This is a genomic window from Stenotrophomonas sp. 59, from assembly GCF_030291095.1.
Classification (GTDB): domain Bacteria; phylum Pseudomonadota; class Gammaproteobacteria; order Xanthomonadales; family Xanthomonadaceae; genus Stenotrophomonas; species Stenotrophomonas maltophilia_Q.
In genome coordinates this window covers 163937-172990 of record NZ_CP127408.1, presented here as the reverse complement: position 1 = coordinate 172990, position 9054 = coordinate 163937, and the positions used below count along the sequence as shown (strand labels likewise).

At 64.3% G+C, this 9054-nt stretch carries 11 protein-coding genes; 6 read left to right on the top strand and 5 right to left on the bottom strand.

The window, feature by feature from the left end; all coding sequences use genetic code 11:
* Positions 1 to 138: 138 nt before the first annotated feature.
* Positions 139 to 483 (top strand): hypothetical protein, encoded by a 345-nt coding sequence (locus tag QP552_RS00710; protein ID WP_286074693.1) that lies wholly within the window; start codon positions 139 to 141, stop codon positions 481 to 483.
* Positions 484 to 510: 27 nt separating this feature from the next.
* Here the strand turns inward: QP552_RS00710 and arsH are convergent, their stop codons facing one another.
* Entirely contained in the window at positions 511 to 1239 is a 729-nt protein-coding gene (gene arsH, locus QP552_RS00705) for an arsenical resistance protein ArsH (protein ID WP_286074692.1), read from the bottom strand.
* A 17-nt stretch (positions 1240 to 1256) separates the two neighbouring features.
* Here arsH and QP552_RS00700 point away from each other — a divergent pair, with 17 nt between their 5' ends.
* The 3 genes from QP552_RS00700 to arsB are packed head-to-tail and all read left to right on the top strand — an operon-like array spanning position 1257 to position 3172.
* Positions 1257 to 1586, top strand: a complete 330-nt coding sequence (locus QP552_RS00700; protein ID WP_180851066.1) for a metalloregulator ArsR/SmtB family transcription factor — start codon at positions 1257 to 1259, stop codon at positions 1584 to 1586.
* A 37-nt stretch (positions 1587 to 1623) separates the two neighbouring features.
* Positions 1624 to 2127 (top strand): arsenate reductase ArsC, encoded by a 504-nt coding sequence (locus QP552_RS00695; protein WP_286074691.1) that lies wholly within the window; start codon positions 1624 to 1626, stop codon positions 2125 to 2127.
* 13 nt (positions 2128 to 2140) lie between these two features.
* Entirely contained in the window at positions 2141 to 3172 is a 1032-nt protein-coding gene (gene arsB, locus QP552_RS00690) for an ACR3 family arsenite efflux transporter (protein ID WP_286074690.1), read from the top strand.
* A 115-nt stretch (positions 3173 to 3287) separates the two neighbouring features.
* Here the strand turns inward: arsB and QP552_RS00685 are convergent, their stop codons facing one another.
* The 3 genes from QP552_RS00685 to QP552_RS00675 form a co-directional block, all read right to left on the bottom strand.
* Complete coding sequence (locus QP552_RS00685; protein ID WP_286074689.1) at positions 3288 to 4466, bottom strand: M23 family metallopeptidase; 1179 nt, start codon at positions 4464 to 4466, stop codon at positions 3288 to 3290.
* Positions 4467 to 4637: 171 nt separating this feature from the next.
* Positions 4638 to 5600, bottom strand: coding sequence for a GlxA family transcriptional regulator (locus QP552_RS00680; RefSeq protein WP_286074688.1), 963 nt, complete (start codon positions 5598 to 5600; stop codon positions 4638 to 4640).
* A gap of 102 nt (positions 5601 to 5702) precedes the next feature.
* Positions 5703 to 6074, bottom strand: coding sequence for a glyoxalase superfamily protein (locus QP552_RS00675; protein WP_286074686.1), 372 nt, complete (start codon positions 6072 to 6074; stop codon positions 5703 to 5705).
* Positions 6075 to 6324: 250 nt separating this feature from the next.
* Between QP552_RS00675 and QP552_RS00670 the strand changes: the two genes are divergently transcribed.
* Positions 6325 to 7014 (top strand): DUF2306 domain-containing protein, encoded by a 690-nt coding sequence (locus QP552_RS00670; protein ID WP_286074685.1) that lies wholly within the window; start codon positions 6325 to 6327, stop codon positions 7012 to 7014.
* On the opposite strand, the gene QP552_RS00665 is transcribed toward QP552_RS00670, so the two are convergent.
* Positions 7000 to 8238: a helix-turn-helix domain-containing protein gene (locus tag QP552_RS00665; protein ID WP_286074683.1), complete on the bottom strand. Its 1239-nt coding sequence runs from the start codon at positions 8236 to 8238 to the stop codon at positions 7000 to 7002. The genes QP552_RS00670 and QP552_RS00665 overlap by 15 nt on opposite strands.
* 467 nt (positions 8239 to 8705) lie before the next feature.
* Between QP552_RS00665 and QP552_RS00660 the strand changes: the two genes are divergently transcribed.
* The gene (locus tag QP552_RS00660; RefSeq protein ID WP_286074682.1) at positions 8706 to 9041 is read left to right on the top strand and encodes a hypothetical protein; all 336 of its coding nucleotides are present in this window, start codon (positions 8706 to 8708) and stop codon (positions 9039 to 9041) included.
* Positions 9042 to 9054 lie beyond the last annotated feature (13 nt).

Here is a 9054-nt window from a genome sequence, read left to right as displayed (position 1 = left end):
CATTGCGATCGCATCTGATTTCGTACCTCTGTATCGGGAACCAGTAGCCTTCGCTGGCCAGATGTGCCGTCTCCGAAGGCCGGCACGCTGGCATACTGCGCCCATTGACGATCCTGCGAGGCCACGTCTGCCTCGTTCATGAGGCTGCCGGTGGACCCAGTCTTCCAGTTTCTACTGAGCACGATGGCAGGCGTATTCGTGTTCCTGTTCTTCGTTGGACGTGAGTACCTGCGTGGCCTGGGATGGCTGCTCGGTTCCTGGGATCCGAACATGGGGTGCGCGACGGAAGATGAACTCATTTCGAAGGCCAACCGCAACGCCTTGCTGATTGCAGTGCTGCTGCTGGCGTGGGCCTTCATGGGCCCTTCTCCCTACCGCCGCAACTGGGAAATCGAGGTGTTGGGCATCGGCACCGGCATGCTGCTTGCCTACGTGGTGATCATCCGCCTTGCCGCTTCAAGGGTGAAGAAGCTGCGCGGGTGATCGTGCCCCGGTCGGCCCCCTTGAGCATCAGGAAGCCGCAGCCCCTGCGGCCCGCGCCAATGCTGCGGCGTGCGCGTCGCCCTTGCGCTCGCTGTAGCGGTCCACCAGGTAGTCCGACCGCCCTCGCGTCAGCAGCGTGAACTTCACCAGTTCCTCCATCACATCCACCACGCGGTCGTAGTACGGCGAGGGTTTCATGCGCCCATCGTCATCGAATTCCTGCCAGGCCTTGGCCACCGATGACTGGTTGGGGATGGTCAGCATGCGCATCCAACGTCCAAGTACGCGCAACGTGTTGACCGTGTTGAACGACTGCGAGCCACCGCTCACCTGCATCACCGCCAGCGTCCTGCCCTGCGTGGGTCGCACGCTGCCATCTTCCAGCGGCAACCAGTCGATCTGGTTCTTGAATACGCCGGTGACCGTGCCATGCCGCTCGGGGCTGACCCAGACCTGGCCCTCCGACCACTGCGACCACGCACGCAAGCGCTGCACTTCGGGGTGGCTCGTTTCCACGCTGTCCAGCATGGGCAGCGCATGCGGATCGAACACGCGGGTTTCGCACCCCAGATGGCGCAGCAATCGCTCGGCTTCCAGCGCCAGCTTGCGGCTGAACGACTGCGGCCGCAGCGAGCCGTAGAGCAGGAGGATGCGTGGCGGCCCCGGATCTGCCGCGGCGAGCTGGTGGTGATCGGGCTGGGGCAGCGAGCCGTCCACCAGGTTCGGCAGATGGGCACTTGTGACTGGCTTATTCATTCGACTATTCTAGAAATATGGAAACATTGAATGCAATCGCCGCCTTGACTGCCCTGGGTCACGCCACCCGCCTGGCCGCTTTCCGCCTGCTGGTGGAGGCCGGCCCGGCAGGACGCATGGCAGGCGACATCGCCACCGCCCTGCAGGTGCCCCCAGCCACGCTCAGCTTCCACCTGAAGGAGCTGGTGCAGGCCGGGCTGGTGGAGAGCGAAAGCCAGGGCCGCCATGTCTGCTATCGGGCCAACTTCGATGCCATGAACGGCTTGATCGAGTACCTCACGCACAACTGCTGCGCGGGTTCACCCAGCGAGGAGTGCGTGCCCGCAGCTCCCGCGTGCAAGTGCTGACACCGCACACGACCTGCCCCATCGAGGCGATTGCCCCATGACCCGTTCTGTCCTCTTCCTCTGTACCGGCAACAGCGCCCGCAGCGTGCTTGCCGAAGCCACCCTGCGCGCCTGGGGCGGCGATCGCTTCGCCGCCTTCAGCGCCGGCAGCCAGCCCACCGGCCAGGTCAACCCGTTCGCGCTGGCGCAGCTGCAGGCCGAAGGCATGCCGATCGATGGCCTGCACAGCAAATCGTGGGATGTGTTCGTGGACGCGGCCCCGATGGACCTGGTGATCACCGTGTGCGATTCGGCGGCCACCGAAGCCTGCCCGGTGGTGTTCGGTGACTTCATCCGCAGCCACTGGGGCCTGCCCGATCCGGCGGCCGTAGCGGGCAGCGATGCCGACAAGGCCGCAGCCTTCGCGCTGGCCCATGCCATCGTGAAGCTGCGCCTGCGTGCATTGCTCGCGCTGCCCGAATCGGTGTGGTCCGACCGCGAGGCAGTGCAGCACGCACTGGACCGGATCGGCCAGCTGCTGCCGACCGACGGTACGCCGTGACGGCGCCACTGCCATGAGCCTGTTCGAGCGACACCTGACCCTGTGGGTGGTGCTGTGCATTGCGGCTGGCACCCTGCTGGGTCACTTCCTGCCCGGCGCTTTTGCCGCGCTGGCATCCGCAGAGATCGCCAAGGTCAACCTGCCGGTTGCCGCGCTGATCTGGCTGATGATCATCCCGATGTTGCTGAAGGTCGACTTCACTGCGATGCGCCAGCTGCAGCAGCACTGGAAGGGCATCGGCGCAACGCTGTTCATCAACTGGGCGGTGAAGCCATTCTCGATGGCGCTGCTGGGCTGGCTGTTCCTGCGCCATGCCTTCGCCGACTGGTTGCCGGCAGCACAGATCGACAGCTACATCGCCGGGCTGATCCTGCTGGCAGCCGCGCCCTGCACCGCGATGGTGTTCGTGTGGAGCAACCTGTGCCGCGGTGATGCCAACTTCACCCTGAGCCAGGTGGCATTGAACGACGCGATCATGGTGGTTGCCTACGCACCGGTGGTTGCACTGCTGCTGGGCCTGTCGGCGATCACCGTGCCGTGGGATACGCTGCTGCTGTCGGTGGGCCTCTACATTGTAGTGCCCGTGCTGGTGGCTGCGTTGCTGCGGCGCTGGATCCTGATGCGTAGTGGCGAGGCAGCGTTGCAGCGGGTGCTTCGCAAGCTGGGGCCCATCTCGCTGTGCGCCCTGCTGCTCACACTGGTACTGCTGTTCGGCTTCCAGGGCCGGCAGATCGTGGAGCAACCGCTGGTGATCGCGCTGATTGCCGTGCCGATCCTGATCCAGGTCTATTTCACTTCCGGCCTGGCTTACCTGCTCAATCGTCGCCTGGGCGTGGCCCATTGCGTGGCCGGCCCTTCAGCACTGATTGGCGCCAGCAATTTCTTCGAACTGGCGGTGGCGACAGCGGTGGGGCTGTTCGGCGTGCAGTCGGGGGCGGCGCTGGCCACGGTCGTCGGCGTGCTGATCGAAGTACCGGTGATGCTGTCCGTGGTGCGGATCGTGAATCGTACCCAGGGCTGGTATGAAAAGCGTGCGGAGCGCTGACAGCGCAGGACGCTGCCAGGCAGGTCTGCTGCTGGCCGGCAGCAGATCTTCTCCCCGGACCATCTGGCCACGGTTGTGAGCCGCCAGACGGCGGTGCCTTTGCTCGCCTTCGGTATCAGAAATCCAGCTCATGCTCGGGCAGCGGAAACTCGCTGCGCCTCGCGTCCCACTTGCCAGAGGGCTCCTTGATGCGGAAGTGATCAAGCACGAAGGGAATCCCTTCGCTGCTCATGATTCCGGGCCCGGTGGTCACCTGGAAATGCAGGTGAGGCCAGCGTGCATCACCCGAATTGCCGATGTTTGCCAATGGTTCTCCGCGCCGAACGCGCTGGCCGGCCTTGACGGTGACACTTCCAGGTTGAAGGTGTGCATAGTGCGCAAACTGGCCTTCACCCAGGTCAAGCACCACCGAGTTGCCTGCCAACGACTCCATGCTCAACGGCACTGCAGGAGTGAATCCTGCCGATGTCCTGGGTATGTTGTCTGGGAACCCGCCCCTGGCTTCGACGACCGTGGCGTCGGCGACTGCGAACACCGGCTGCCCGTAGGCGTGGTAGCTCCGCACATCCCGCGGATCACCGTTCAGAAGATCGCCATCGATACGGCGCTTCCAGTCAATGGCATATCGGCGCGAGATCTGCGCGACGCCACCGGCGACGAACACGCCCGGCCGATGGTGGCGGTCCAGTGCCAGACCGTTGTCGGCCAGCCAGTGACTGCCGCGGACGGGACTGGACAACACCTTCACGACGCCATGTCGTGTCCCCAGCTCGGGGCCTTCGGCTACCGCGCCATCCAGGGCAATGCGATGCACAAGCCGCTCCGGCACCGACGATGCATCATTGAAGGCGATGCAGAGGAAAACCGTGGCGGCTCGCCCCGCCTGCAACGTATGCGCGGCATCGATGGCGCCGCCGCCGACAAGGGTCATCTGGTCACGCAGGGTGTTTCCGGAAACAGTGAGCAGGCGATCAGCGCCGTCTGGCGCGGACGCCAGAATATCCAGCGCGTTGATGTGCAACGCGTCTTCGGATCGGTTCTGCAGCTGCAGTTCGTAGACAAGATAGCGATAGCCGCCCGCACTGAAGGCGCTGGGTGCGAAAGGCGTACGGACCTCGAGCTGGACCGGAGGAAATGCGGGCTCGGCCACATCTACCGCTCGGCCCGCCGCATCGGTTCGCTGGACGACCTGGCACCCCACCGGAAGCGGAAGCTGCTCGACGGATGATGCACGGGCGGGCATGGCGAGGCTGAGACCCGCAAGAAGACCGAGGCAACGCAACGTGGAGCTCATCACATGTTGTCCTGGAGGGGAATGAGCACAGAAACACTGTGGGAACGGCTCACATCAGAAGTGGACCCAACGCGCCTCTTCATGCTGGAACGTGCCTCCGTGATGCAAGGCCGGTAACGTAGCGGATGTCCACGGGCAGATGCGGACATGAACCCGACGAATCGAGACATATCACCGGGAACCAAACCCTGTCCTGTACGCGCTGGGTGTTTGGCCCATCTGGCGGAGGAAGGCCCTCCGCAGTGCATCGGCCGATCCATATCCGCATTCAGTGGCAATCCACCCCACGTCCTTCCGGGTAGCCTCCAGCAACAGTCTGGCTGCATCGACGCGCAGCTGCTCGACATACTTCCGGGGAGTGAGACGGAACGCAGCAACGAACCGGCGATTGAACTGCCTGGGGCTCATGTGGGAACGCTGCGCGAGCTCGTCCACGCCCAAACGAAGATGCAGGTTCTCCCGCATCCACTGCTCCAGTTTCTGGAACGCGTCGGGCAGGTCCAGGGACTGCAACTGGCGGCTGATCTGGCTGTGCCCGCCTGAGCGCCTGCTGGCCATGACCATGCGCTTTGCCACTTTGAGCGCAAGCGAGGGGCCATGGTCCTCCGCGACCATGGCCAGGGCCATGTCCATTCCTGCAGTGATTCCGGCCGACGCCCACACGGGGCCGTCCCTGGTATAGATCGCGTCGGCCTGCACCCTTACCTTCGGGTAACGCTCACGCAATTCGCTTGCATCGCTCCAGTGTGTGGTGGCCTGGCGTCCATCAAGCACGCCTGCTTCTGCCAGCAGGAGCGCACCACTGCACACCGATGCAACCCGCCGCACACGTGATGCAACCGAGCCCAGCCATGCAACCAGCATCCGATCAGCCCTGACGATATCCAGCGAGTTCCCCATGCCTCCACAGACCAGCAGGGTATCGGTGTCATCAGGCATATCCGCATATACCATATCGGGCAGCAGGCGAATGCCGGAAGACATCACGATGGGCTGTGCGTCCATGGCAAGCAGCTTTACCGCGTAGATCGGACCACTGCCAGGACCGTCCTCCTGGGCCTGGCGACTTGCCAGCGCGAACACCTCCATCGGCCCACTGATATCCAGTGACTGGGCACCGGCGTAGGCAAGCATGCAGACCTTTCGGGTGGGAACCCGCTCCATGACAGGTCGTCCTTCGGGAGTTGGCAGCAAGGCTGACAGCATATCCGCGAAGCGGTCATCACCTGATAGCTGTCAGGCGCTGTCCCTGTTGCAGATGTCCTGGCCAATGCTGAGTTCGTTGCCGCTTGGGTCTGCTATCCGGAAATCACGCATGCCGTAGGGTCTGTCTCCTATGGGGACGATGATCGTGACTCCCAGGCCCACAAGGGTTTCGTAATAGTCGTCTATGCCTGATACGCGCAGATGGATATGTGCAGCACCTGCAGGCTTGCTGCCGGCCCGCTGCGTGAGGGCGATCTCCACACCATCCCGGCAAACCGCGGCCATGTCGGCCGGATCGCCCCACGACCATGCCAGATCGAACCCCAGTACGTTGCGGTAGAAGTCCATCGATTCTGCAAGGTGTTCTACTGAAAGGATCGGAGAGATGGACTCGATCTTCATAGGCTTGGGACCCCTTTCATGCCCAGGTGCTGGTCGATGATAGCGTCCGGCCAGACTCAGGGCTGCGTGCCAGGCTCCCAGGTTGCCGCCGCCACCCGGTTTGTATTGTCGGGACAGGCAAGGATCCCGACCGTCTGTTGACACAGCGTGCGAACCTGGCAGCCATCGCCGGCACCGTTCATCGGCGGTCCTGGTCCTGTCTCTTCGCGGCGTCCAGGTACGACTCCGCCGATCCGGACGCTTTTTCAGCATGCCGCACGCACGCTCGAACCTCCGCCAACACCGAGGTTCCGAGATGACACACCGCTTTCCGAAGGCCGCCCGCTGGACGGCCGGGCTGGTCTTCACCCTGCTCTGCGCCGCCGTGGCGGCCTACGCCTTCACCGTGCTGTACGGCCAGCCGCACGCGGGCAATCCCCTGCAGATGAAGTTCGCAGCATCCGGCCTGGATGTTCCCGCCCACCTCTTCGGCGGCGGGCTGGCCTTGTTGCTGGCGCCATTGCAGATGAACGGATGGATCCAGCGGCACGCCCCCAGCCTGCACCGGCTGAGTGGCGGGTTGTACACAGGCGGGGTACTGATCGCCGGGCTGGCCGGATTCTCGCTGGCACTACATGCCGAAGGCGGCGCACCCACCGGCATCGCCTTTGGCCTGCTCGCCGTGGCATGGCTGACCACAACCGGTATCGGCATCGGCCACGCGCTGGCCGGTAGCCTCGCCAGGCACCGGCAGTGGATGTGGCGCAGCATTGCCCTCACCGCCTCGGCAGTATCGTTCCGGTTGATCCTGGGCATCGGGCTGGGCGTACTGCATCTACCCTTCGCCCCGGTGTATCTGGCCGCCGCCTGGGGATGCTGGTTGTTCAACCTGGCGGTCTGCGAACTGGTATTGCGATGGCCGCGGCGCTCATCGGCCACGGCGTTGTCAGCGGCTCGGTGATTCCGGGGCGCCAGACATCGCATGGCGCTTGCGGAAGACGCTGGGCGTTTCACCCAGCTGGCGCTTGAACGCCGCGTTGAACGTCGATTTCGACGTGAAGCCGCAGGCATAGGCGATATCGAGAATGGTCCGGGTGTCGGCACCGTCGGCCAGATGGGCAGCGGCGGCTTCGATCCGCTGGCGGTTGATGTAGTCCCAGAAGTTCTCGCCGAAGCGGCGGTTGATCACCGCCGACACCAGGTATTCGGGGTAGCGGGAACGTTTGGCCAGCTGGCCGATGGTGAGCGCCGGTTCGCGGTACAGCTGCTGATCGGTCATCAGTTGCGACAGACGTGTCTCGACATCGGCAAAGCGCGGGTCCTCAGCGCTCGACGCCGTGTCGGGCTCGGCTGGCGGGGGTTCAATGGCCGGTTCCACCACCACGGCCACCTGGGTGAGGCTGAAATAGCCCATCAGGAAAACCCAGGCCGCGACCAGGCCGTAGATCAACGGATAGTCGATCCAGGGAATCCGGACCAGCCACTGCAGGGTGGCAACGAACCAGATGGCAATCTGCGAGATCGCCATCGCATCGATCCAGTGCAACGACATCCGATCGGCATCCGAACGTCGTTGCAGCAGCCCGCGCCGGTAACGCCAGACCCGTAGCAGACCAGCGATCACATAGCTGAGGCTGTACGCGTACAGCACGATGTTCAACCGCATCCATTCCAGTTCATCAATGCCCGTCAGCAGACGCGCGTGGATACCTTGGGGCGGTACCCACCCACGCAGGAAGAAACCTGCATGCAGGGCCAGCACGATGATGAACCCGGACAAATGCACACTGTCGCGCCAGCGCGCGGCCCGCGCTTCGGTGAGGACCCTGACGTAGACATAGAACAGGCTGCCGTACAGGAACGGGAACAGGCCGACGAAGCGCAGCGCCTTGCCGGCCGTGGGGTAGGACGGGTTCCAGTAAACCGCCTTCACCGCCAGATCGATGCCGATCAGTGCGATCCACACCGCCAGCACCCGGTTCGCCCCGGCGTTGACCGGGCGGCGCCACAGGGCCAACGCCAGCAGCGCGGCCTGTGCGGCGCCAATGGCGAAGACGACGATCCAGAAAGCCATGTAAGGGGGCGGTTGGCGGTGGGATGGGCCGCAGCTTAGCAGTCCATTTCGGGGGGGAAGAACAGGACAAACGGCATAGGCCGTGCCTTCGATGGGCGCGCCTTGTCGCATTCATCCCGCTGCGTGCACCGCACGCCAGGAAGCCAAGTTCGATCCGTGTCGCATATTGCCCAAGCGGCTGCGGCCATTGCGGCGCCCCGGTCTGCGGCCACTTAACAGCATGCAAGAATGCTGAAAGCGTCTTCGATCAAACGCTGTTTGCACCACTTCTGATTGGCGTTGCGCAGCGGCGGCGGTACAGATGGCGGGCCACCGGAAAAGGGTGGCCGGGCTTCGAAAACCCGTGCGCTTGTTTGACAACGCTTGCCCGTCGGCGTCACTCCTCGTGGCGTCGGCGGGCAATCCGTCTGCCGGTTATGGCGGGCGGAGCGTGGAGGCCTTGTGCCTGCCGGTTTCAACAAGCGCCCGGTTTTCGAACCACGTCTCCGCCCGCCACCTTTGCGTGGCGGCTGCCGTCTGTCCTGCACGGAGCACCTGCCAAGAGCACACCCGACTCCTCCCGCCTGCGCACGCAGTACGTGCCCGCCAGCGCGGACGCGTCCTCGGAAGCACCCCACCCGGACGATCCGCACGGTTTCATCGCCACGCTCGACCGCATCTGCAAGGGCGCCGCTGCCGATGGGCAGCCTTGGCCGGAGCGTCACCAGATGCCCGGACGCCGCATGGCCTTGGCCGATGCGGACTGCGCGCTGGCAGGCCAGCGCGTGACGCTGGAACTGCTGCTGGCCGCTGAGCGCGTGCGTCAGAACGGCGCAGACGCCGAGTATGTGGGTGATCGCGTGCTGGAGGGGCTGGCCATGGCCTCGCTGGCGCTGAACGCGCAGATCGGCATGCGCATGCGGCCGGAGGAGTGATACGGGTAGTGTC

What these genes read in the sequence shown, in the direction of transcription:
- QP552_RS00710 (WP_286074693.1), top strand. Translation starts at nt 139, where the DNA reads ATGAGGCTGCCGGTGGACCCAGTCTTCCAGTTTCTACTGAGCACGATG.
- arsH (WP_286074692.1), bottom strand. Translation starts at nt 1,239, where the DNA reads ATGAATAAGCCAGTCACAAGTGCCCATCTGCCGAACCTGGTGGACGGC.
- QP552_RS00700 (WP_180851066.1), top strand. Translation starts at nt 1,257, where the DNA reads ATGGAAACATTGAATGCAATCGCCGCCTTGACTGCCCTGGGTCACGCC.
- QP552_RS00695 (WP_286074691.1), top strand. Translation starts at nt 1,624, where the DNA reads ATGACCCGTTCTGTCCTCTTCCTCTGTACCGGCAACAGCGCCCGCAGC.
- arsB (WP_286074690.1), top strand. Translation starts at nt 2,141, where the DNA reads ATGAGCCTGTTCGAGCGACACCTGACCCTGTGGGTGGTGCTGTGCATT.
- QP552_RS00685 (WP_286074689.1), bottom strand. Translation starts at nt 4,466, where the DNA reads ATGAGCTCCACGTTGCGTTGCCTCGGTCTTCTTGCGGGTCTCAGCCTC.
- QP552_RS00680 (WP_286074688.1), bottom strand. Translation starts at nt 5,600, where the DNA reads ATGCTTGCCTACGCCGGTGCCCAGTCACTGGATATCAGTGGGCCGATG.
- QP552_RS00675 (WP_286074686.1), bottom strand. Translation starts at nt 6,074, where the DNA reads ATGAAGATCGAGTCCATCTCTCCGATCCTTTCAGTAGAACACCTTGCA.
- QP552_RS00670 (WP_286074685.1), top strand. Translation starts at nt 6,325, where the DNA reads ATGCCGCACGCACGCTCGAACCTCCGCCAACACCGAGGTTCCGAGATG.
- QP552_RS00665 (WP_286074683.1), bottom strand. Translation starts at nt 8,238, where the DNA reads ATGCGACAAGGCGCGCCCATCGAAGGCACGGCCTATGCCGTTTGTCCT.